25 protein-coding genes and 1 tRNA gene are annotated in these 22,236 nt (G+C 62.1%); 16 read left to right on the top strand and 10 right to left on the bottom strand.

Annotated elements, in window-relative coordinates; translation table 11 throughout:
• Positions 1-224 precede the first annotated feature (224 nt).
• The 5 genes from CS1GBM3_RS05650 to CS1GBM3_RS05670 all read left to right on the top strand — a co-directional run bounded on the left by CS1GBM3_RS05650 (position 225) and on the right by CS1GBM3_RS05670 (position 6,169).
• Complete coding sequence (locus tag CS1GBM3_RS05650; RefSeq protein WP_072392514.1) at positions 225-509, top strand: hypothetical protein; 285 nt, start codon at positions 225-227, stop codon at positions 507-509.
• Between the two features lie 456 nt (positions 510-965).
• Positions 966-2,516, top strand: coding sequence for a hypothetical protein (locus CS1GBM3_RS05655; protein ID WP_139247803.1), 1,551 nt, complete (start codon positions 966-968; stop codon positions 2,514-2,516).
• Between the two features lie 280 nt (positions 2,517-2,796).
• A complete protein-coding gene (locus CS1GBM3_RS05660) occupies positions 2,797-3,945 on the top strand; it encodes a glycosyltransferase family 4 protein (protein WP_072392520.1) in 1,149 nt (382 codons plus the stop codon).
• A 185-nt stretch (positions 3,946-4,130) separates the two neighbouring features.
• Positions 4,131-5,354: an O-antigen ligase family protein gene (locus tag CS1GBM3_RS05665; RefSeq protein WP_171946428.1), complete on the top strand. Its 1,224-nt coding sequence runs from the start codon at positions 4,131-4,133 to the stop codon at positions 5,352-5,354.
• Positions 5,355-5,383: 29 nt separating this feature from the next.
• Positions 5,384-6,169, top strand: a complete 786-nt coding sequence (locus CS1GBM3_RS05670; protein ID WP_072392525.1) for a family 16 glycosylhydrolase — start codon at positions 5,384-5,386, stop codon at positions 6,167-6,169.
• Between the two features lie 28 nt (positions 6,170-6,197).
• Here the strand turns inward: CS1GBM3_RS05670 and CS1GBM3_RS05675 are convergent, their stop codons facing one another.
• Complete coding sequence (locus CS1GBM3_RS05675) at positions 6,198-6,395, bottom strand: hypothetical protein (protein ID WP_072392528.1); 198 nt, start codon at positions 6,393-6,395, stop codon at positions 6,198-6,200.
• Between the two features lie 200 nt (positions 6,396-6,595).
• Positions 6,596-6,671 (bottom strand) — tRNA-Lys (locus CS1GBM3_RS05680).
• 303 nt (positions 6,672-6,974) lie between these two features.
• On the opposite strand from CS1GBM3_RS05680, the gene CS1GBM3_RS05685 reads away from it, so the two are divergent.
• Positions 6,975-7,238 carry a hypothetical protein gene (locus CS1GBM3_RS05685; RefSeq protein WP_072392531.1) on the top strand — a complete coding sequence of 88 codons (264 nt, stop codon included), beginning with the start codon at positions 6,975-6,977 and terminating at the stop codon, positions 7,236-7,238.
• A gap of 13 nt (positions 7,239-7,251) precedes the next feature.
• Here CS1GBM3_RS05685 and CS1GBM3_RS05690 read toward each other — a convergent pair whose 3' ends face one another.
• From CS1GBM3_RS05690 to CS1GBM3_RS05700, 3 genes are read right to left on the bottom strand one after another with little or no spacing between them, the layout of a single operon-like run.
• Positions 7,252-7,602, bottom strand: coding sequence for a four-helix bundle copper-binding protein (locus tag CS1GBM3_RS05690; RefSeq protein ID WP_072392534.1), 351 nt, complete (start codon positions 7,600-7,602; stop codon positions 7,252-7,254).
• A gap of 50 nt (positions 7,603-7,652) precedes the next feature.
• A complete protein-coding gene (locus CS1GBM3_RS05695; RefSeq protein ID WP_072392537.1) occupies positions 7,653-7,838 on the bottom strand; it encodes a hypothetical protein in 186 nt (61 codons plus the stop codon).
• A complete protein-coding gene (locus CS1GBM3_RS05700; protein WP_072392540.1) occupies positions 7,838-8,386 on the bottom strand; it encodes an HD domain-containing protein in 549 nt (182 codons plus the stop codon). The genes CS1GBM3_RS05695 and CS1GBM3_RS05700 overlap by 1 nt, the downstream gene beginning before the upstream one ends.
• 158 nt (positions 8,387-8,544) lie before the next feature.
• Here CS1GBM3_RS05700 and CS1GBM3_RS05705 point away from each other — a divergent pair, with 158 nt between their 5' ends.
• From CS1GBM3_RS05705 to CS1GBM3_RS19465, 3 genes are all read left to right on the top strand, one after another.
• On the top strand, positions 8,545-8,781 hold the full coding sequence (locus CS1GBM3_RS05705; RefSeq protein WP_072392543.1) for a hypothetical protein: 237 nt from the start codon (positions 8,545-8,547) through the stop codon (positions 8,779-8,781).
• Between the two features lie 93 nt (positions 8,782-8,874).
• Complete coding sequence (locus CS1GBM3_RS05710; RefSeq protein ID WP_072392546.1) at positions 8,875-9,303, top strand: PRC-barrel domain-containing protein; 429 nt, start codon at positions 8,875-8,877, stop codon at positions 9,301-9,303.
• Positions 9,304-9,459: 156 nt separating this feature from the next.
• Entirely contained in the window at positions 9,460-9,705 is a 246-nt protein-coding gene (locus CS1GBM3_RS19465; RefSeq protein ID WP_139247804.1) for a hypothetical protein, read from the top strand.
• Between the two features lie 48 nt (positions 9,706-9,753).
• On the opposite strand, the gene CS1GBM3_RS05715 is transcribed toward CS1GBM3_RS19465, so the two are convergent.
• Positions 9,754-9,999 (bottom strand): hypothetical protein, encoded by a 246-nt coding sequence (locus tag CS1GBM3_RS05715; RefSeq protein ID WP_072392548.1) that lies wholly within the window; start codon positions 9,997-9,999, stop codon positions 9,754-9,756.
• 201 nt (positions 10,000-10,200) lie between these two features.
• Here CS1GBM3_RS05715 and CS1GBM3_RS05720 point away from each other — a divergent pair, with 201 nt between their 5' ends.
• Positions 10,201-10,425 carry a hypothetical protein gene (locus CS1GBM3_RS05720; protein WP_072392550.1) on the top strand — a complete coding sequence of 75 codons (225 nt, stop codon included), beginning with the start codon at positions 10,201-10,203 and terminating at the stop codon, positions 10,423-10,425.
• A gap of 7 nt (positions 10,426-10,432) precedes the next feature.
• Here CS1GBM3_RS05720 and CS1GBM3_RS05725 read toward each other — a convergent pair whose 3' ends face one another.
• Positions 10,433-11,116 carry a YiiX/YebB-like N1pC/P60 family cysteine hydrolase gene (locus CS1GBM3_RS05725; RefSeq protein ID WP_072392552.1) on the bottom strand — a complete coding sequence of 228 codons (684 nt, stop codon included), beginning with the start codon at positions 11,114-11,116 and terminating at the stop codon, positions 10,433-10,435.
• Positions 11,117-11,272: 156 nt separating this feature from the next.
• Between CS1GBM3_RS05725 and glpD the strand changes: the two genes are divergently transcribed.
• Positions 11,273-12,772: a glycerol-3-phosphate dehydrogenase gene (glpD, locus tag CS1GBM3_RS05730; RefSeq protein ID WP_072392554.1), complete on the top strand. Its 1,500-nt coding sequence runs from the start codon at positions 11,273-11,275 to the stop codon at positions 12,770-12,772.
• Between the two features lie 8 nt (positions 12,773-12,780).
• Here glpD and CS1GBM3_RS05735 read toward each other — a convergent pair whose 3' ends face one another.
• Positions 12,781-15,072 (bottom strand): alpha,alpha-trehalose-phosphate synthase (UDP-forming), encoded by a 2,292-nt coding sequence (locus CS1GBM3_RS05735; protein ID WP_348533602.1) that lies wholly within the window; start codon positions 15,070-15,072, stop codon positions 12,781-12,783.
• Between the two features lie 168 nt (positions 15,073-15,240).
• Here CS1GBM3_RS05735 and CS1GBM3_RS19920 point away from each other — a divergent pair, with 168 nt between their 5' ends.
• The gene (locus CS1GBM3_RS19920; protein ID WP_210186198.1) at positions 15,241-15,621 is read left to right on the top strand and encodes a hypothetical protein; all 381 of its coding nucleotides are present in this window, start codon (positions 15,241-15,243) and stop codon (positions 15,619-15,621) included.
• A gap of 33 nt (positions 15,622-15,654) precedes the next feature.
• On the opposite strand, the gene CS1GBM3_RS05745 is transcribed toward CS1GBM3_RS19920, so the two are convergent.
• Entirely contained in the window at positions 15,655-17,082 is a 1,428-nt protein-coding gene (locus CS1GBM3_RS05745; protein WP_072392559.1) for an APC family permease, read from the bottom strand.
• A 231-nt stretch (positions 17,083-17,313) separates the two neighbouring features.
• On the opposite strand from CS1GBM3_RS05745, the gene CS1GBM3_RS05750 reads away from it, so the two are divergent.
• Positions 17,314-18,174 carry a non-homologous end joining protein Ku gene (locus CS1GBM3_RS05750; RefSeq protein ID WP_072392562.1) on the top strand — a complete coding sequence of 287 codons (861 nt, stop codon included), beginning with the start codon at positions 17,314-17,316 and terminating at the stop codon, positions 18,172-18,174.
• Between the two features lie 44 nt (positions 18,175-18,218).
• Complete coding sequence (gene ligD, locus CS1GBM3_RS05755) at positions 18,219-19,793, top strand: non-homologous end-joining DNA ligase (protein WP_072392565.1); 1,575 nt, start codon at positions 18,219-18,221, stop codon at positions 19,791-19,793.
• Between the two features lie 3 nt (positions 19,794-19,796).
• Here the strand turns inward: ligD (CS1GBM3_RS05755) and CS1GBM3_RS05760 are convergent, their stop codons facing one another.
• Positions 19,797-20,075: a transglycosylase gene (locus CS1GBM3_RS05760; RefSeq protein WP_072392568.1), complete on the bottom strand. Its 279-nt coding sequence runs from the start codon at positions 20,073-20,075 to the stop codon at positions 19,797-19,799.
• A 49-nt stretch (positions 20,076-20,124) separates the two neighbouring features.
• On the opposite strand from CS1GBM3_RS05760, the gene ligD (CS1GBM3_RS05765) reads away from it, so the two are divergent.
• Positions 20,125-21,198, top strand: a complete 1,074-nt coding sequence (gene ligD / locus CS1GBM3_RS05765) for a non-homologous end-joining DNA ligase (protein WP_072392571.1) — start codon at positions 20,125-20,127, stop codon at positions 21,196-21,198.
• A 140-nt stretch (positions 21,199-21,338) separates the two neighbouring features.
• Complete coding sequence (locus CS1GBM3_RS05770; RefSeq protein WP_072393760.1) at positions 21,339-22,205, top strand: pirin family protein; 867 nt, start codon at positions 21,339-21,341, stop codon at positions 22,203-22,205.
• The last annotated feature ends 31 nt before the right edge of the window (positions 22,206-22,236 follow it).

Raw genomic sequence — 22,236 nt, forward strand, 5'->3', positions numbered from 1 at the left:
CCAGAATTGCTCGAACGTCTTTCGGTCTTGCACCCGGAATTCCTCAACCTACTGAGTTTTGAAATGTAACACGCATGCACGTGCATCGTGCCAAGGAACTCCTACTACAGGACATCTCCCTCGGGTGCAGATTGCAGGCTTATCAACGCAGTACAGGTGGGAACATAGAAACTGCTCATGCATTTTTGTCTTAATTGCAGATCAACTGAATAAGGAGGAAGCTGATGACCAAGCTTTTCGCTAGCATCGCGATCGCCTCCATGATGGCGGTCTATCCAGTGCATGCGCAGGAGGCTCAAAGCGCCGGAGAATCCAAGATCTGGGACGAAAACAAAGAGATGCTCGAGCAGCAGGCCCAAAATCGCGAGCCCGGCGACGACGGTGACTTCCAAGGCAAGCCCGTCGTGAAAGGTCCCGCCGATTGGCACGGTAAAGTCGGCTCAGTCAGCGAAGGCTCCGCCACGACCGGAGCCTCGTCAGGAGAGGCCGGCTCGGATCAAGACGATTGAGGAAACTCAATCCTAGGGTTTTCCAGTTTGGATGGAACCCTTTTGCGACACAATCATTGGTCCGATAGGTCCGAGGCTCGAGAGATCGACGCGTAGGACCAGGAGAGCTCTTGGCGTAAAAAACCGAGGGCTCTCGCCTTCTCAGCTCAACCATACGGCCCGCTGCACGGGGGATACCCCCGCTGCCCTTCGCTCGTGCGAAGATTTTCGGGAAATGATCGACGATCATTTGGCGCAAACGCGTCCTCTGGAATCCCGGAAGGGATATGCGCGCTTCCTCGTTCATTTAGGCGGCAGCTTATCTTAGCGACAAAGTCTCGAGCTGGAGGGGCTTGCTCTAGCCTCCGGCAAAACATGTGAGCGGCTCACCAAAACGGATGCGCAGCACGATGCCACTCGGTCCGATATCGAGTAATGACTATGGGGTATTCCCCATGTCCTCAGCCAGGGGGGCCAATGGACTCGTCGAAGCGATCTTTGTCGCCCGCACTTGTCGGCTGTATGCTTCTCGCCCTGCTCACGCTCAATTGGGCAACGACGACTCTCTCCGGTCTCGAAGAGCCGGTTTACGCTCTGGACTACTTCGCGTTTGGAACGGCGCTCACACGAGCCCTGGCTATGCAGATCGCCGCGCTCCTTCTGCTCGGCTATTTCATCGGAAACAGGAATGTCACCCTGGCGTTTGGCGCAGCATTCAGCGTCGCCAACGCCTGGAGCATGCATCTCGTCCTTATCGAACAGTTCGCCGACCTACCTCGCGTGCTCAAGGTGCTTGCGCTCATTCTCGGAATGGCCGCGCTCACGGCATTGTTCTTATTCGTCGCTCGCTCGCGGCGGCTGTTCTATGCGACCTCGGGCGTCATCGCCGCCTTCATCGCTATAAATGTCGCCGGTGCAATTCTGGCGGAGCGCGATGCACCGCGGCTCGCGCAGGCACAGGATGCGCCGAGCCACACTTTCGGCACCACGGCGTCTCCGAAAATCAAGCTGGTGGAGTTCACCACCAAGCCGAACGTGTATCTGATCGGATTCGAGTCTGCCGCGCCGGCCGCAACCCTTCAGCGTTATCTCGGATTGGCCGACGCTCCTCTGCCAAAGGCGTTTCACGAGAGGGGATTCAGGGTCTTTCCCAACACGTTCTCGGAGGGTATGGCGACGCGGCAGGCGTGGCACGCCCTGCTGGCGATGGATGCCGATTACGCGGCAGCCGTGTCTGAAACGCTCGGAAAGGGACATCTTTTTGCGGGCACCAAGCCCAGTCCACTGCTCCAGATCTTCAAGCACAACGGCTACGAAATCACTGCGCACTATAGGAGCTCTTACATCGCACCCATAAAGGGGCCGCATGTGGACCGCTATATTTTGGCAAAAGACTTCTCTCCGTGCGATCGCGGATTTTTACCGCCCAAGGTCGCTCCCTATGTTTTTTGGAATGCCTGTGGCATTCGAGCGGGATGGTTCCCCGACCCAGTGAAGCCTGCCGATCCCATCGATCAAATTCACTCGACCATCGTTGCCGCTGCCAGCAAAGCCACGCCTCAGCTTGTCATCGCCCACACGGCGCGACCGGTCCACACACCTTCGAAGGGTTGGACTGGGTCAGAAAGCGAGTACGAGGATTTTCGGCCCCGATATCTCAAGGCCAGCAATCAAGCCGTGGCAAACCTGGACAGGATCTTGAGCGCCATCAAGCAGCTGGATCCGTCGGCGATTATTTTGGCCTTCGGCGATCACGGCCCAACGCTGTCGCGCAACAAGTCATTCGACGACGATCCGCTGTTCTTTGTGCAGGACCGTTTTGGCGTCCTCGCCGGCACTCATCCCAAAGATGCGTGCGCGGACAATTTTGACAATCCGATATCGGATGGATATTACACCACGCCCGAGCTTGCTCGATTATTGGTTCGCTGCCTTGCTGGAGGAAAGGACCCATTCCTTGTGCCCTATGCCCACAAAATTAGCATAAAAGGCACGATTATTAACCCGCGCGACCATCTCTACGAATAAGCCCCGTTCCCGTATAGCGCTGAGCGGATTATGCGCACGCAATGCACGGCAGCCTCATTCATTTGTTGGCTGCTCGCACTTCTTCCGGAGAATACCTCTGTCCTATGACGTAATTGATCGGGGGTAGATCAATTGCGCCGTTAATCAACAATCCTTCAACCATCGAAATTTTTACTCTCGTAAAAAGCATTTCGGCTAAAATTTTAGGCCAGCGTGCTCCGCGTTGCGGGTGCCGACCGGCGCACTTTTAACTTGTTTCCGGGGCTAGAGGCGAACGACGATGCTCACCAAGACGAAGGAGCGGCCGCTCACCGTCCTTTCCCCCACGCGCTATCCCTGGACCTTTAACAGTCCGCGTCATTCCCGGAACCGTATCGTACGGCGATCATTCTTGCCGCTTAACAAGGTCGCTCCCAAGCTGGAGGGTATGACCCTCTATGCCGCGCTGCCCTGGGAAAAATTTGATCTCATCCACGCCTTCAACAGAATCCCGGTCGATTTCCGTCCTTTCGTCATCGGTTTTGAATCTCATTTGCCGCGCGCCTTCAACCTCGAACAGACGACGTACTACCGCCTGCTCCGGCGAAGGCTCGCGTCGCGGCGGTGCAAACGGATCGTGGCGATCTCCGAGCGGGCGAAAGAGACATTCCTGCACTTCCACTCTGGAAGTGACGAGTTCGACGAGTTGGCGAGCAAGCTGGAAGTTCGCTATCCGAATGTCGTATTGCCCAACCTAACGGGCAAAGAGGTCCTGCAGCGCAGTGAAGGGCCACTCAAGATCACCTTTGTGGGCAACCATTTCGGTCGAAAGGGCGGCTGTGTCGCCGTGCGCCTTGCTCACATCGCACAAGAGCGCGGTTTTCCGCTCGAAGTCACGATCGTGTCTAAGCTGGAGGCGGGCACTCCGAGCTGGACGGACCCGCTCAGGACCGGCTTCTTCGAGCGCTACTTCAAATTGTTCGAGCTGCCCAACGTGACACTGCACCGTGGGCTCGCCAACGACGACGTACAGGCGCTCCTGGGGTCGTCCGATTTCTCCCTGCTCACGACGTTCTCGGACACCTTCGGGTACAGTGCCATTGAATCGCTCGCGGCAGGGACGCCAGTCATTGCGACACGCCAAGGGGCCCTACCCGAGTTTCTCAGCCACTTGGACAATGCGATCCTGTTCGACCTGGAACTCGATGAGTTCGGAGACTGGGTGCACTCCTCGTCCGACCAGCGCGGTACGTCATCGTTTGAACGGCTATTCGAGGATGAAGTCGAACGCCTCGCCAGCGAGACCTATGCCAGCCTGGAAAGCCTGATCAATGATCGGCCGAAACTGTCCATGATGCGGAAATCAGCCGTTCAGACGGCGGCCAAGTATTTCGATTCCGTATCGGCGACCCGATATTGGGACAATCTCTACGATCAATCGACGTCGTAAGCGTAACCTCGGCAACGAAGGGTGTACTCACAATGGCATTAGCTATATTTGGAGTTCCGCGTGAGAGCCGGCTTGGGCCAAGCTTCACGTAACCAGCTCATAGCATTATGCGCAATCGGTGTGGCGGGTTCGGGCACCACAGGCCGATGGCTTAACAGCGAGCAAGCCAAATGACTGCCGGCTCCATGACAGACGATAGCGCAGGCCGGCTGCCCGCGAAGCCCCTGAACGCAGACATCGCTCTCGTCGGGCAGGCGGTTTGGGTCCTGTTCTTCTTCGCAATCAGCATGGCGGCCTGGCAGTACACGTCCAGCGACGCGGAACGCTATGCGTGGCTGCTCGCCGACTTCATCTGCGCCTTCCTATTTTTTCGGTACCAGTCCCAGTTCATCAATCTGGCCCTGGCCAATCTGGTCTTCATGAGCTGGCCGGTCTTTGCCATGGTCTCGGCCGCTTGGTCAGTCGCACCCGGTGCCAGCTTCTACTTCGGCATCCAGCTCTTGATGACGGTTCTGGTCGCCTTCCTGCTGTGCATTCAGTTTCGCTTGGAGCAGCTCGTCGTCGTCGTCTTCTTCGGGATGTTTCTCGCGGCTCTGCTCGCGGTCGCCGCGGCGCTGCTGCCTCCCGCGCGGGGTATCGACTTTGTGGGCAATTGGCGCGGCGGCTTTCCGACAAAGAATGTGATGGGCGATGCCATGGTTCTCCTGGTGATCAGCGCATCGTGTCTCTTCCTGCAAGGACGCTGGCGGCTGCTCACGGCGTCGGCTGCCGTGCTTGGCTTGGTGCTTATCGTCCTCACCCGCTCGGCAACGCCAATGTTGTCCGTGATGCTGACGCTGAGCCCGCTGCCCTTTGCTTATGCTCTTATCCGCAGCCGGACGGTGTTCAGCCTGCTTGTCGGCCTGTCCCTGATCCTGGTCGCCGTTGTCGGTACCGGGACCTATGTGGCGGTCACCTACTTCGGTGCCGATCCCATAGGTGCCCTGCTGGCCTCGTTTGGAAAGGAACGCAGCCTGACCGGGCGGACGTTGCTCTGGGATATGGCGCAGCAGGCAATGGACGCCAAGCCATGGCTCGGGTTCGGCTTTAATGCCTACTGGGTCGATCCTCCCGCAGGCATGCTGCAGATCCGTGACGCCTTCGGCCAGAAGATCACGTTCTTTCACAACAACTTTCTGGAAGCGGCCGTGGCCTTCGGAGTGATCGGTCCGGTGCTGCTTATCATGGGCATCTTCGTCGCCGCCGTGCGCAGCATACGCCGGCTGCTGCATGCGACGGATCCGATCGAGATATGGCCCCTTCTCATCACGATACAGGTGATCATTCAGTGTCCGGTTCAAAATCCGCTCCTTGCGAACCATAGCCTTTGGCAAGTGATGTTTGTTGCCGCGGCGATCGTCCGCCGATAGCGCACCTGGTCATGGGTAGGAGATCCGTTATGCGTTTTCTGGCTCTGCCGTTTTGGCTGCTGCTGCTCTCGCCGACGTTCGCCGACGACGGTTCATTCTTCGAACCCTTTGACACCCTCGACAGGGAGCGCTGGTACATCTCCGATGGCTGGTCGAACGGAAGCCACCAGAGCTGCGTCTGGGCGACCGACAATGTTCGCCTGGTCGACAAAAAGATCGAGCTGAGCCTTACCGACACGCCTCGCGGCGATCGCCCTTATTCGTGCGGCGAGCTGCAATCGACAGCCTTTTTCGGCTTTGGCACCTATGAGGTGCGCATGAAGGCGGCACCGGCTCACTCGGGTGTCGTGTCGGCATTCTTCACCTACACCGGGCCTTCTCACAATCAGCCGCACGACGAGATCGACTTCGAGTTCATCGCTGCGCGGGAGAAGTCCGTCGACGCCAGCTATCACGCCAAAGGTAACGGTGGGCGCATCCAGTCTGTGCCGCTCGATTTCGACCCCCGAGCCGGCTCCAACGACTTCGCGGTGCACTGGACCCCCGATCGCCTGACCTGGTACGCGAACGGCAAGCTGCTGCGCGAGGTGACGCAAACGGCAGGTGAGGAGTACCCGACGACTCCAGGCAAAATCATCATCAGCATCTGGAGCGGCAGCGCGCAGCTCGACGACTGGCTCGGCCCCTTCACCTATCCGGGCAAGCCGATCGTGGCGAGCTACGAGCACATCGCCTTCACCAAGCTTGGCGACGACTGCCAGTTTCCAGAATCGATCGTCTGCAAGCTCGGCAAGGACAAGCTCAGCGGCAAATAGCGGGCGCGCAGTTGGGCGCTCGTGTCGCCTAATCCTTCCCGACCAGCTCGGCTCTCTCTTTCTCGAGGTCGTCGAGGCGACGCTGCTGCTCGGCGATACGGTCCGCTGCGCGGCCTTCGTCGGCCGCTCCGGAGTAAGCGGCAGCTTGCTCGATAAGAGTCCGAAGATTGTCGCGTATGATTGCGATGCGGCGGTCGAGTTCGGCTAGGGCTTCATCATCGGCCATTCGATGCCTCCAGAGGTCGAGCCAGGGTAATTATCACCTCACTACAGGCTGCCATAACCCGCGACGAATACCGAGACCGGGTGCGGCGGTATCGTTGAGATGGTTGTTGGGCACGATAAAGACAGAGGCCGCCCGCTGTTGCGCCACCGGCCGGGACAGCATTCTGCGCAACGAAAATCCAGATAACTCTTTGAAATTATTGGTGGGTGATGAAGGATTCGAACCTTCGACCCGCTGATTAAGAGTCAGCTGCTCTACCAACTGAGCTAATCACCCTCGCCGCGGCGTCGACGCTGAAAATCGCGCAAAGACGGCGAAGGGGCCCCGAACGAGTGCTCTAGGGCCCCAACGCCGGTTCGTCTAACACCAGCCAACTCCCTTGTCCAGTCGGATGTTAAGGCTGCGCCGATCACTGGCGGCCAGAGGCCACAGCTCGGCCTTTTCCGGAGGGGTCCGCCTAGGCGTTCCCCTCGGGAACATGCCAGCCGTGCTTGAGTTTTTCCTGCATCCGCCGCGTCTTGTGGCCCGCCTTTCGTGGCGCTCTGGACCGACGCAGCACAACCGTAGCGGAGCGAACCCATGACGCGCACCCCTCTTCTCACCCGCGATCAGATCCTCAAGGCTCTCGGTGATGCCGACGACGCAACTGTCGCCGAAATCGTCGGCATGGGCGTGACGGCCGAGGAACTTGGCGAAGCGCAAGCCTGGATTGCCAACGACGAACCACTGTTCAATACAGGAAAGGCCCTGCCGGCAGGGCGCGTCTCCAGGCTGACCGAGCTTTTGGCGAAGGTGGATGAGGACAAGGCGCTGGCTGCCGGCACGGACGAGGAAGCGCCTTAAAAGTCCGCCAGCCTCAAGCCGCCCGCGCCGTCGCGCCGCCCATGCGCCGGCAGCTGTCGGCACACTCCCGACAGACGGCGACGCAGTCGTCCATGTCGCCAACCTCGGCACAGCTCTCAGCGCAGGCCTTGCAGATCGCCGCGCATGACCGGCACACCTCCCGGTGCTCCGCAACGCCCGTCATCATCACGGCCGCCGCTGCACGGCATGTCTCGGCGCAGGCGATCATCAACGAGAAGTGCCGTCGCTCGACGTGTTTGCCGCCCACCTCGAGGCAGTGGTTCATCGCCGTTGTCAGGCACGTGGTCGCGCACCGGGTGCAGATATCGATACAGTCCACCATGTCTTTGGGCAGATGCTTCATGGCTCTTCCTTTCTGCTGTGCTCGACGCGTGGACGAGCCGGGCGTGCTCGTCAACGCGCCATGCCTTCGGTCGCTTGCGGCGCGGCATTGGGCAGGCTTTCGCCGGACTGCGGATCTGGCCGACCTGCGAGGAACACCATCACCGCCGTCACGAGGAACACGGCGAATACACCGCCCGCGATCAATCGCTGCCTGAACACGGGCGACCGAGGGTCCTTTTCGTTATTTGGCGACATCACTCCTCCGTGGTTTGAGCCAGGGTTTTCGGTCTGCTTGCCCGGATGCCGCTTTCGGCAACCTTGAAAAGCAGGCTGTCGCTGAAGCGCGTCCCTTCCACACGGGCCATCTCGTCCAGGATGTACCGCTTCTCGGCGAGGTAGACCTTGGCGAACGCCGGGTCGCGCTCGACGATCGATGGCGTGTTATCGGCAAAGTCGGCGAGCTTGATCAGCTTGGCCTCGATCGGCGCCCGAGACAGGCGCCAGGCCGACATGATCTTGCGGATCCTGCGATTGCCCTGCTCGGCGTCCGTCAGCCAGTAGACCAGCTCGGCGACATCCGGGCCGAACGCATCGAACACGTCGTGCATGGTCGCACTCGTATCCTCGACGACGTCGTGCAGGTAGGCCGCCGCCAGCAGCGGGGGCGCATTGAAGCCGTGTTCCTCGAGGAGCGCTACGACACGGTCCAAGTGGACGACGTAGGGCACGTCCTCATATTTGCGGCGTTGAGCACCGTGCGCCTCGACCGCAAAAGCGCGTGCTTTTCGGACAATCTCCTCCATGGACGCGAAAGCATGGGGGCGAAGGAAAGTTCCCCGATCTTCTCTTGTCTTGCTGCGCCGCATACAGATTGCCTGGTTACTGATCGGCGTTTCTGAACCCGCCCCCGCCCGAACGCGTTATCCATCAACGGCCAGGCACCTCATGAGGCTGGCGAGACATGGGCAAAGCGAAAAAGCGAGATCGCTTCCCGAGCGAAGAAACGCGCAACTCGCGCAAATTGATTGCATTCGAGCCCGACGTTCTGCGGGCGCTAACACTACTCGCCCAGGACCGCATGCAGGATTTCCAGGAGCTGGCCGACGAGGCGTTTCGCGACCTTCTCAAGAAACATCACCGGCCCGTGACGCTCAAAGAGTCACTCAAACAAAGCACGCGGACGCCCGCGAACGATTAACGAGCGGCGTGCACCAAACGCAACGCAACGCGGAACCTGTCTGGCGACGCAGCGGTTCTTACACAAACGCCCAAAACAAGGAGTCGAAAGACAATGCGAGCACTGCTCACGACACTGTCCGTTTCCGCGCTTCTCGCGTCGGGCGCGTTCGCCCAGGCACCAGAGCAGACGTCGCCTCCGCAGGTGAAAAACGAGCCGGCCGCCGAACGTATCGAAAAGGCTCAGCAGCCGGCCGCGACTCAAGCCGGGCCGTGGAGCGCCGATAGGCTGATGGACACGAAGATCCGCAGCCCGGAAGGCGAGGAGCTTGGCGAGATTGAGGATCTGCTCGTCGACGATACAGGCAAGATCGTGTCGGTTGTCGTCGAGGTCGGCGGCTTCCTCGGCATCGGGGAAAAGGACGTGCTGCTGCCGTTCAATGAGCTTGAGCTCACGGGCGACGGTGATGGAAACGTTCTCCTGAAATCCAACGCGGATAAAGCCAAACTCGAAACGGCCCCTGAGTACAAAACCAGCGATTGAGTTCCGAAGGCCGCCACCGCGGCCTTCCTTCTTTCGATTGCTCAACAACAATAAGAGGTTTGATCATGCCCCTCATTCTCTGGCTTCTCGGCGTGCCGCTCAGCATCGTCCTCATTCTGATGCTGTTCGGCGTCGTCAGCTTCTAGCGTCGGTGCCGTGGCTCGCCCCTCCACGGACCACCCGACATACCCCCGGCTCGTTCGCACGCTGGCCGGCTCGCTTGCGACCGGTACCCTTGCGGGCGTGTGCGGGGCGCTCGTTCTGGCACATTGGAACCCTGCGCTACACGCGCTGCTTTCGGCCGAGCACGGCGTTGCCAGACTCGCTTTCCTCCTCGTTTGCGTACAGGCGGGCGTCGCGGTTGCGCTTGCAATCACCATGCTCTTCGAGCAGCGCGCGTAGGAGGTGCATGCTGCTCACGCGCCGTGGCGCTGGTACTAACGCGCGGTGCTAGGGCGTGTTGGGTTGTGGGTGCGGAGCCGCCTTGCGCTCCAGTTCGAGGTTGCGGCCCGCTGGCGGATAGGCGCTCTCGTGCTCCTCCAGCGGCCCGAAGGCCACGAAGTATCCGACCAAGAACACCAGCAGCGTAATGGCGCCGACTGCAGCCACACGCATGATCGAGCGGCGCTCGTGAGCGGTTTCCTCCGGCCCGGCATTTTCGGGCCGCGGACGCGTCTTTGGGTCTTCCGTCTGCATCAGTCATCTCCCTTTGGGCTCTCCTTCTAGAAAGGAGGACCACTGCGGGAGGTTCCCCGAAGGCCGGCTCAGGGTTGGAACGGACGGGGCGGGAACGGACCGGGCCAACGGGCGTTAACGATCCGTAAGAGGTACGGCGCCAAAGTTCTACTGCCAACACGATTTTCCGGTGGCTCGCTGCCCCGTCGAGGAGTGCACGCTATGGATGTTTCGGGATATACGGCTGACGATCTCAGGGTTTTCAGAACGGTGCTCGATCAGGCGGTTGCCGAGGCTGATACCAACATGCCGATCGAGCTGATGGCGCGGCGCCTTTTCATTGCGGCTCGCAACGGCGAGCGCAACAAAGAGCGCTTGGTTGCGGCCGTGCTCGGCCGCGGACCGGCAGCCAGAATGCCGCCGCCGCTGCCGGGCGTCTCTCTCTGAAAACGTCTTACTCCGCGTCCGACCCAAAGCTCGTGAAGACGAGTTCCATCCGCGGGTCGCGCGCGATGCTGGCGGGCGTGACGAGCGTCTGCTCCAGAATGAGGTCATAGCAGGCGTCGAACGACTTCGCGGACTTGGCCTTGCAAAGTGGGTGTGCCTTCCACCTCTGCCGGATGAGCTTCTGCGCCGCACCGGTGTCGATGTTAAGATCACGCACCTTCTCCTCGCGACCGACAGTAATGCCGGGGCCGTCCTTGAACGCGAGATAGACCAACTCGCTGCAATAGATCTGGTCGCGGCTTTCGTAGAAAAAATGATCGTAGGGTCGGCCGAGATAGCGGCGCGCATTGGCAACCGCTTGCTTGGCTTGCGCGTCGTCCAGGTCCTTGAGGCGCTTCACGGTGATCTTGTTGCCCTCGCCCTTCCCGACCCAATCCTCGAGCGGGACGGCCTGCACCGGCCCCACGGCCTCGATTACGAGCTGGCGTCCGCGCTTGTCCACCTCGACAATACCGACGTGCGTATATTGAGTATCGGACGCCAACATGATGGCGTCGCTGGCGTTGGTAATGGTCTTCTGGAAAACGATGTCCCCGGTCCTGAGTGGCGGCAGGCCCTCGGCCGGCGCCAGCGTCAGGCCGACGCCTGTCAGGGCCAGCAGGGCCGCAACCGCTTGAATTGCATATCTCATTATGGCTTCCCGTGATGCCTTTGCGTGATGACGGCACTCCCCTATCCGGCGCCGTCGCGGTTGTGTCCGCTCCTCGGTATCATGTCGGCGGCGATTCAGCGATCCGGCCGGCTGTCGCCATACCACGCACGCGAGCCCGGGGAGCAGAGACGCTAGATGGGCGGTGAGCCCTACGACTTGGCCATCGTCGGGGGTGGCATCAACGGCACCGGCATTGCTGCAGACGCCGCGGGGCGTGGCCTCAAGGTCGTGCTGTTCGAACGGGGGGATCTTGCGGAAGGCACGTCGTCCGCCAGCTCGAAGCTGATCCACGGAGGATTGCGCTATCTCGAGCACGGCGAATTCCGGCTCGTCCGGGAGGCGCTTCTCGAACGAGAAGTGCTACTGGCGCGTGCGCCGCATCTCATTCACCCGTTGCGCTTTATCATTCCGCACACGACGGGAATGCGTCCCCGCGCGCTGACGCGGCTCGGACTTTTCCTCTACGATCACCTAGCTGCGCGACGGCGGGTTCCGGGATCGGCAGCCGTCGATCTCAAGCGCGACCCCGCCGGGCGCCCGCTGACGCCCACAATCGCGGCCGGCTTCTCCTACTACGATTGTGCCGTCGACGACGCGCGGCTTGTCGTGCTGCTCGCAGTCGACGCGGCCGCGCGTGGTGCCCGCATCGTCACGCGCGCGCCCGTGACACGGGCCACGCGGCGCGAGGGGCTTTGGGAGGTTACTTCCGATACCGCCGCGGGCCCGACGAGCATCGCCGCGCGCGTGCTCGTCAACGCTGCGGGACCGTGGTGCACCGAGGTCGCGCGGCTTGCGGGCGATGCAACCGCGCCGGCCCTGAGGCTGGTGCGGGGCGCGCATATCGTGGTGCCGCGGATCGCGGGGGCGGACGATGCCTATCTGCTGCAAAACGACGACGGGCGCATCGTGTTCGTGCTGCCGTTCGAGGAGCGCTTCACGCTGATCGGCACGACCGAGGTTTCCGTCGGCTCGGCTGCCGACGGCTTTGTCGCGAGCGAGGCGGAGACAGACTACCTGCTGGCGGCGACAGCGCGGTTCTTTGCGCATCCACCCTCGCGCGCCGACGTCGTGTGGCGCTTTGCGGGCGTGCGTCCGTTGGTTGAGGACGGGGCGCGAAGCGCGTCCGCCATTTCGCGCGACTACCGTCTCGATCTCGACGAGATCGACGACGGGCCGCCATTGCTCAATGTCATCGGCGGCAAGATCACGACGTTTCGCCGCCTCGCCGAAGCGGCGCTCGATCGGCTGGCCGCGTTCTTTCCGGGCATGGGTCCTCCTTGGACCGCAGCTGCGCCCCTCCCCGGCGGGGCCTTCGGCGGGAGCGATTTTGCGGGCTACTGCGAAGATCTCGTGCGTCGGCATCCGGCGATTGCGCGCGAAACCCTGCAGGGCCTTGCCCGCCGTTACGGGACGCGCGCGGACGAGGTGATCGGCGATGCTGCGGAAGACGCCGATCTCGGGGCAGCCATCGGCAGCGAACTCACGGCGCGCGAGGTCATTTATCTGCGCGATGCGGAATGGGCGCGCACGCCCGACGACGTGCTCTGGCGGCGCACGAAGGCTGGGTTGCATATCGGCGCTCTGCAGATCGACACCGCGCGTCAGCACATCGCCGAGGTGCTGGCTTCGCCCTGAGAGACAGCTCAGGACTCGACGCCAGCGGAGCTCAGCGTCGCCACCTCGAGAATGCGCTGCTTTTTGCGCAGTCGGCTCGCGTCGAGCAGCATCTGGCCCGCCCAGCGGTACACATTGCGCGAGCTGACGTAGTCGCGCATCAGGCGCATGCGCTCGTGCTGCTCCGCATCGGGCATGATGAGCGCCGCGTGTAGCGCTTCTCCCGTCGCATGGGCATCGTACGGATTGATGATCAACGCTTCCGCCAACTCGCGCGAGGCGCCTGCGAAATGCGACAGAACAAGTACGCCACGCTCGTCGTCTCGGGCGGCGATGAACTCTTTGGCAACGAGGTTCATGCCATCGTGCAGGCTCGAGACAATACAAACGTCGGCAGCGCGGAACAGCTCGAAGACCTCGGCCGGCGTATGGTGGCGGATCATCAACCGGATGGGCGCCGGCGACGCGTCCGCATACTTGGCGTTGATCTCTTCCGCGAGCTGCAGGGCCTCGTCCTGCAGGCCTTTGTAATTTGTCAGTTTGCTGCGGGTGGGCGCCGCGGCCTGCACCAACACGAGCTTTCCGCGCCACTCGGGATGCTGCTCGAGCAGCGTGTCGACGGCGCGGATGCGGTCTAGCACGCCCTTGGTGTAATCGAAACGCTCGATGCCGACGGCGATCTTAGTATCGGGCGGCAGACCCAGGCGCTTGCGCACTGCCTCGCGGCATTCGGCGATCGGCTTCTGGTTCTCGAGCGCGGCCGGCGGCCAGTCGATCGAAATCGGATATGGGCGAACGAACGTCTCGTGCCCCTTGAGGATCACAGATTCCTGCTCACGGTCGATGCGACTCTCGACGAAGCGATCTACGGTCTCGAGGAAATTGTTGCAGTGGAACTGCGTGTGGAAACCGATGATGGTGGAGCCAAGCAGGCCGTGGATGATCTCCTCCTTCCACGGGAAGATTCCGAAGGTTTCCGAGTTCGGCCACGGAATGTGCCAGAAGGTGATGATCGTCGCCTCTGGCAGGCGCTCACGCACCATGCGCGGCAGCAGCGCGAAGTGGTAGTCCTGGATCAGCACGATGGGAGACGCTGTGCGCGCCTCCTTGGCTACGGCGTCCGCAAAGCGCTCGTTCACCGCGCGGTAGGTACGCCAATCGGATTCGCGGAATACGGGGCGCGTGAAAGCGATGTGGCAGAGCGGCCAAAGGCCCTCGTTGGAGAGGCCGTAGTAATATCCGTCCTGCTCCTCCTCGGTGATCCAGATACGGCGAAGGGTGTATTGGGGATTGCTCGGCGGCACGCCGATGCGGTCGTCGGCATCGACCGTTTCCCGGTCGGCGGTGCCGCTGCCATGCGCGATCCACGTGCCGCCACACGCGCGCATCACCGGCTCGACGGCCGACACAAGGCCGCTTGCCGGAGTCTGCACCTCGACGCCGTGCTCCGTGTGGTTGTGGATGTACGGCTCGCGATTGGCGACGACCAGAACCTCCACTCCAGGCAGCTCGGCCATCATGATGTCGCGTAGCGTCGACTTGCTCCAGTTGGCCTGAGCGCGGTCGATGGTGCTCTGCGTCATCTCGAGCTGGCGCAGCACCTGACGCACCTCGCGGTCGAGCGGACCGAAGCTTGCGGGGAGGCCCGCAGCAGGCCCTCGCCGTGTGGCGGTGGCGACTGCCTGGCTGAACCGCCGCGTCCAATTACGGATCAGATAGAGCACGAGGCCGATGGCCAACGCGCCGCTGGCGAGGATGATGCCACCCAGCATGAGCGTCAGGTAGTTGCGCGCCTCCTCGCCGCGGTGCTCGGCGAAGGTCAGATCCTGCATGATGATGAAATGGCCCAGCGGCGTTTTTTGCGCCGAGATCGGGAAGGCACCGACCTGCATGCGCCGCCCGGCTACGATGACCGTCGAATAGCTGTCCGCGTCGGAGCGCGCGATCTCGCTGCATGAGATCGTGGGTGGCATCAACTGGGTTGCAAAGTCCGGCTTGCCATCGCCGCGGCGGCAGATACCGACGGCCACGACCCGTGGATCAGAGGTCGCCACGCGCTCGAAAAGCGTCTTGATCTCGGCATCCTGGCCGTTGGCGAGCATCGAGGCCAAGGTTTCGCCGATGGAATTGAAGACGAGCGACGCGCGCATCTCCACATCGCGGCGCGACCAATCATCGATCAAAGATGTGACGAGCGGTCCGAGCAGCGTTATTGCGAGCAAAGCAATGCCGCCGGCGACCAGCCCGTAGCGCACAGCCAGCCTTGCGGACTGACCGGCCGCAATCTTCAGGGAGGGCCGCCGCTTCCAGTAGTCCAGCAAAAAATCTGTGTTCCTCGATATTTCTCAGATCTCCCTGATCACCCGGGCGCATGCTGCAAGCTCGTCCGTGGCAGGTCAACCCTTGCCACATCCGCAAAGACGCGCACTTGACAGGGGAAGTGGAAGGGAAATCAGGATGCTGACATGCTTCTTGCGTGACCCATCCAGATGATGGCGCCGCGAAAAAAGAGGCCGCTTGCGCGGCCTGCAGTCAATTTAAGAGATCTGCTTTGCTTATGCGTGGCGTCTCTTTGGAGCAATTCAGCGCTGCTCATCGCGGTGGTGCTGCGCAGCTTGGCGCTGCTCGTCCGAGCGATTGTCCTCGAGATCACCCGGCTGAGGGTTGCGATTGAGCTCGTTTTGATTTTGACCCTGCCGGTTTGGATTGCGCTGCTGCCGGTCGCGGCGGGCATTCTGGTTCTGTTGGTTCTGTTGATCCCGCTGAGCCTCGCCGCCTTGCTGACCGGTATTCCGGTTCTCGTTTGCCATAGGGACGTCTCCTCGTTTTTCTTTGTGCAACACGGAAACAACGTCACCTCGGAAAATTAGTTCCTCATCAGGATTTTATCTTCCCGGGCTCAGTTAGTTATGAGGGCCGAGGCCACCGAGGTCCTCCTGCCGTGGCTCACTCGGCGTAACGCCCGTCAGTCGGTTGATGTAGAACGTCACCACCCAAAGAGCGACGCCAATCGCAATCAGTGCGCCAGCGATCTGATATTGAACCGGATCGCGGCCCGTCCACGGCCCGGCGAGAAAGGCGCAGGTTGCAGCCCCGAGCACGGGAACGATCGTCGGTGTGCGAAAGTGCGTGTGCTCAACGACATCGCGACGCAAGACGAGCACGGCAACGTTCACGACTGTGAAAACGCAGATCAGCAGGAGAGCCGTTGTTCCACCCAACGCGGGAACTTCACCGACGAAGGTGATCAGCGCGAATGCTAAGAGCGTCGTGAAGCCGATGGCAATGTACGGCGTGCGCCGGCTTCGGTGCACGCGCCCCAAGACCGGCGGCAACACATGCTCGCGGCTCATGCCGTAGACGAGGCGGCTCGCCATCAGCATGTTGATCAGCGCGCTGTTGGCCACCGCGAACATGGTGATGAAGCCGAATACGCCGAGCGGAAAGTTTGGTGCGCCGGCGGCCACGACCTTCAACAGCGGCGTCTCGCCCTCGCCGAGCTCTTCAGGCGACACGAGCGTGATCGCCGAGATCGACACCAACAAGTAGATCACGCCCGTGATCAGGAGACCAAGCAGAAGGATCTTCGGAAATGTTCGGACGGGGTCCTTTGTCTCCTCGGCCATGTTGACGCTGTCCTCGAAGCCGACCATGGCGAAAAAGGCAAGCGTCGTCGCCGCAATGGCCGCCCACACCGCGCCACCCGCCGCACCGTCGGTCTTGAACTCGAAGATGCGCGAGACATCGCCCTGTCCGCCACCGATGGCCCAGAGCCCGATGAAGATGATGATTAGAAGGCCGGTCAGCTCGACGACGGTCAGCAGCACGTTGAGCCTCACGCTCTCACCGACGCCGCGGAAATTGACCACGGCGATACCCATCATGAACAACAGGCCGATGATCGTAATGCCGATGCCTTGGGCGAGGCCGAGCCCGAAGGCATCGGACAGGTTGGCGGCGAAGGCGCGCGAGGCCGTCGCGGACGACGTGATGCCGGAGCACATGACCGCGAAGGCGACGAGAAACGTCAGGAAGTGGATGCCGAATGCGCGATGGGTATAGAGGGCGGCGCCCGCCGCGCGCGGATATTTGGTGACCAGCTCAAGATAGCTGAAGGCCGTGAGAAGGGCCACGCAGAAGGCCATCAGGAACGGCAGCCAGACGGCGCCGCCGACGAGGTTCGCCACCTTGCCGGTCAGGGCATAGATGCCGGTGCCGAGGATGTCGCCGACGATGAACAGCAGCAGGAGCCAGGGCCCCATGACGCGGTGCAAGGATGGCTCGGCCTGCCCCGCTGGCGTGCCCGTGGCGTCTCCGTCGGCAGGCTTCATGGCAACCCCTCCCCTTCCCTCATTTTCTTGGCAAGCCTCTCAACTCGGTCGCTTCGGGTCAATCGCCGAGGGATCCGGAGTTGTGCACGCCCGCATTCCCGTCTCGTTAACCGCATCCCGTAGCGTCGACGAAACTCCCGCGTACCTTCTTGCGTTCGTGCAAAATCGGGACCAAGACTATTTGGTCTACGGTTCTTGCCCCATTCCTGTGTTTAGCGTGAGTATCGCGTCATGCCCAAGGCGGCCCGTGCCTATTGGAAAGGCTTTCTCCGACTGTCGTTGGTCACGATCGGCGTCGAGATCTACAATGCGGTCGAATCCAAGGCGGACATCACGTTCCGCCAGATCCACAAGCCCTCGGGCAAGCGCGTCAACTACGAGAAAGTCGTTCAGGGTATCGGCAAGATCGATACCAAGGATATCGTCAAGGGCTACGAGGTCGATAAGGACACTTATGTCACGCTCGATCCCGAGGAAATCGACGCGGTCAAGCTTGAGAGCAAGAAGACGATCGATCTCGTGCAGTTCGTCGACGCCAAGGACATCGACTACCGCTTTTTCGAGCGCCCTTACTTCATCGCGCCGACGGACGAGCTTTCAGGCGAGGGCTATGTCGTCATCCGCGATGCGCTGCGCAAAACCGGCAAGGTGGGGCTTGCGCAGGTGACGATCTCTGGCCGCGAATGGCTGGTCGCCATCGCGCCGCTCGAGGACGGGCTTGTCATGGAGATGCTGCGCTATTCGGACGAGCTTCGAAAGCCCGAGGATTTCTTCGACGAGGTGCCGGGCGCGAAGCCAGACCGCGAGATGGTCGACCTCGCCGTGCAGCTCATCGAGAAGAAATCCGGTCCGTTCAAACCCGACAAGTTCGAGGACCATTACGCCTCGGCGCTGAAGGCATTGATTCAGGATAAGCTCAAGGGCCGCAAGATAGTGGCGCATGAGCAGGAGCGGCCCAAGGGCGGCAACATCGTCGATCTCATGGAGGCGCTGAAGAAGAGCGTGGGGGCGGCGGGCGGCAAAGCGACCCCGACAAAGACATCTACATCGTCAAAGGCGAAATCCTCGCGCAGCACCAAGAAGCGAGCATAGGCCACGAGATTGAAACGCTTTCCCGGGTCGCGGGTTGACGAGAGATGGCACGCTCCACGAAAAAGCTCTCCGCCTACCGCGCCAAGCGTGACTTCACGAGGACCGAAGAGCCGAGCGGCAAGGCCGGCGTGCGGGAGGCCGAGTATCCTCGCTTCGTGATCCAGAAGCATGATGCGACACGCCTCCACTACGACCTGCGTCTCGAGCTGGATGGCGTGTTCAAGTCGTGGGCTGTGACGCGCGGGCCGTCGCTCGATCCCAGAGACAAACGTCTCGCGGTCGAGGTCGAGGATCACCCGCTCGAATACGGCGATTTCGAGGGCACCATTCCCGAAGGCGAATACGGCGGCGGGACGGTGATGATCTGGGACCGCGGGTTCTGGCTGCCCGACGGCGACAAGCCCGCCAAGAAGGCGCTCGCCGATGGTGACCTCAAGATCCTGCTCGCCGGCACGAAGCTCAAGGGGAGCTGGGTACTGGTGCGCATGAAAAGCGACCGCGTGGGCGGCAAGCGCACCAACTGGCTGCTGATCAAGCATCGCGACGAGTACGCCAAGCCGGGCGACAAGGATGCGCTCCTGAAAGACGACCGCTCGGTCGCCTCCGAGCGCACGATGGCCGAGATCGCTGCTGGCAAAGGCCGGAGACCGAAGCCGTTCATGCTCGGCAAGGCCAATGCCTTCAAGCCGGATGCGGTGTGGCACTCGGACGGCGCGGATCCGGTGCTCGGCGTCACGATCAGCAAGCCGGACAAGGTGCTGTGGCCCGCCACCAAGGAAGAGCCTGCCGCAACGAAGCGCGACCTCGCGCTCTATCTCGAGGCGGTAGGCGACTGGATGCTGCCGCACATCGCGGGCCGGCCCTGTTCCGTCGTTCGCGCGCCGGACGGCATCGAGGGCGAGACCTTCTTCCAGCGCCATGCCATGCGCGGCACGTCCGAGCACGTGACGCTCGTGCGCATTGCCGGCGACCGGGAGCCTTATCTGCAGATCGACAGCGTGGAGGGGCTGATCGCGATGGCGCAATCGGCGGCGCTCGAATTTCATCCTTGGAACTGTGCGCCGGACGAGCCGACAGTGCCGGGGCGCCTCGTGTTCGACCTCGATCCCGGCCCTGGCGTTGCCTACGACGGCGTGGTCGCGGCGGCCAACGAGTTGCGCGGGCGGCTCGAAGCGCTCGGCCTCGTGCCGTTCTGCAAGAGCACGGGGGGCAAAGGGTTGCATGTGGTCGTGCCGCTCAAGACAGGCCGCAGCGACACCCTCGGGTGGGACGAGGCAAAGACGTTCGCGCACGCCGTCTGTGAGGCGATGGCCCACGACAGCCCCAACCGCTATCTGACGACGATGACTAAGAAGCTCAGGCGCGGGAAGATCTTCCTCGACTATCTGCGCAATGACCGCATGGCGACCGCGGTGGCACCCCTCTCGCCCCGCGCGCGGCCCGGTGCGCCGGTCGCGATGCCGTTGACCTGGGGACAGGTGCGCCGCGGCCTCGACCCGATGCGCTTCACGCTGCGCACCGTGCCGGACCTGCTCGGATCGACCAAGGCCTGGTCCGATTACGACAAGGCGGCGCGGCCGCTCAAGAGCGCGATCCGCAAACTCGTCGACGAGCGATGATAATCAGCGGCCGCGCCAGAGGAAGATCGTCAGAACGGCGCCGAGAACGGCCGCTACATACAAAAGGACCGACGGAAGAAGTCCAAGGATCACGCCGATATGAAAGCCCATGAACGAGCCTGCGATGCCGACAAGGCTGTACGTGACATCGCCGGCACCCGTTGCGTCAGCGACCTGGCGGCCGATCCAGCCTCGTCCTCTGCGGTTGAACAGTAGGCCGACGATGATGCCGATCGCGACAAGGATAACAAAGGTCATGATGGCCGTGGTGACGATGGGCATGGCTTGCCTTTTCCCGCATGCGCAGAACCGCGCTTTGGACGAATGCTGAATGACCCGCGTAAGTTCCGCCGACAAGCAAATTCAACGGAAGCCAAAAGCGGCCAAGCACGACGGCTCCCGGCTGCTCGCGAACCGTCCGCGAGATGCGATGCCGGCGTTCGTGCCGCCCTGTCTCACGACGCTCACGAGCACGCCTCCAGACGGCGATAACTGGGTGCACGAGATCAAGCTCGACGGCTATCGGCTTCAGGCCCGCGTGCGCGACGGCACAGTGCAGCTTCTGACGCGCGGCGGGCTCGACTGGACGGCACGTTTTCCCTCGATCGCCAAAGCGCTTGCGGCGCTCAAGGTCAAGAGCGCGATCATCGATGGCGAAGCGGTGGTCGAGACGAGCGAGGGCGTAACAAGCTTCATCAAGCTCGTTGAAGCGCTGGAGGCTGGGCGCTCCGAGGACATGGTATTCGTCGTGTTCGACCTCCTCTATCTCGACGGTGTCGACATCCGCGATGCGCCGCTAAAAGATCGCAAGGAGCTGCTGCACGCTCTCATGGCTCGCGGGCGGCGCTCGCCGCGTCTGCGCTACAGCGAGCACCTCACAACCGACGGGCAGACGGTGCTCAACGAGGCCTGCGTGCTCGGGCTCGAGGGTATCGTCTCCAAGCGGCTCGATCTTCCCTACCGGTCGGGCCGCAACGGCGACTGGCTCAAATCCAAATGCATCCTCACCGACGAGTTCGTCATCGGCGGCTATCTCGTGTCTACGGTCGATGCCAAGGCCGTGGGAGCGCTGGCGCTTGGCACCTTCGAAGGCGGCAAGTTCGTTTACGCGGGCCGCGTCGGAACCGGATTCACGCACGCCAGCGCACGTTCGCTGTGGAAAACGCTGCAGCCGCTTAAAACCTCAACGCCAGCGTTTGCAGGCTCTCTGACGAGTGCACAACGGCGCGGCGTGGTCTGGGTGCGACCGGAGCGCGTTGCGCAAATCGAGTACCGCAGCCGCACGGGTGATGGGCTTCTGCGGCACGCCTCGTTCAAGGGACTGCGCGAGGACAAACCCGCTCGCGACGTGCATCGTCCCAAGGTCAAACACGCGCCCTCTTCCTCCTCTCGCAAGCAAACATGATGCATTGATCGGCAATCGGTGCCGTTGCGGAAACGGAGCGTTTGCCGCAACCTCTTGTTCAGGTGGACAGCCGTCCCCATCTCGCGCGCTTACGCGAGGCCGAGCCGCTGCCTGCGGCCGGCCGGAAAGGAGACAGCCTGATGAGAAAGATCCTCGGAGTAACCGACAGCCCGAAGGCCCACTGGGTCGGCGACGGATTTCCCGTGCGCTCGATGCTCTCGCCCGAGAGCGGCCTTTCCCCTTTTCTTCTGCTCGACTACGCGGGACCTGCCGAGTTCACGCCGACGGATCGTCAGCGCGGCGTCGGACAGCATCCGCATCGCGGCTTCGAGACCGTGACCATCGTCTATCAGGGCGAGCTCGCGCATCGCGACTCGACCGGCGGCGGTGGCACGATCGGTCCCGGCGACGTGCAGTGGATGACGGCGGCCTCAGGCATCCTTCACGAGGAGTTCCACTCGAAGGCATTCAGCCGCTCGGGCGGGACGCTCGAGATGGTGCAGCTCTGGATCAACCTGCCGGCCAAGGACAAGAAAGCCCCTCCCGGCTACCAGACCTTGCTCAGGGGCGACATCCCGTCCGTCGATCTCGCGGATGGGGCGGGACGTGTGCGTATCATCGCGGGCGAGTACGAGGGCCAGAAGGGACCGGCGCAGACGTTCACGCCGATCAACATCTGGGATCTCAAGCTCGGTCGCGACAAGACCACGACGCTCAACCTGCCCGAAGGCCACACGGTGGCGCTCGCAGTGCTGGGCGGGACCGTGCTCGTCAACGACGAAGCGGTCGTACGCGGCGCACAGCTCGTGCACCTCGCGCGGACGGGCGGAGGCATCACGCTCGAGTCCAACAACGAGGCCACGGTGTTGGTGCTCTCCGGCGCGCCGATCAAGGAGCAGATGGTGGCGCATGGGCCGTTCGTCATGAACACGGTCGGCGAGATCAAGCAGGCGATGCTCGATTTCGCCGAGGGGCGCATCGGCACCCGTACCGAAACGCTGCACTAGCAGCGGCCCACAACCTGAAGCGGCCTCGGTC

The sequence above is a fragment of the Hyphomicrobium sp. CS1GBMeth3 genome (assembly GCF_900117455.1).
In the GTDB taxonomy this organism is placed as follows: Bacteria; Pseudomonadota; Alphaproteobacteria; order Rhizobiales; family Hyphomicrobiaceae; genus Hyphomicrobium_C.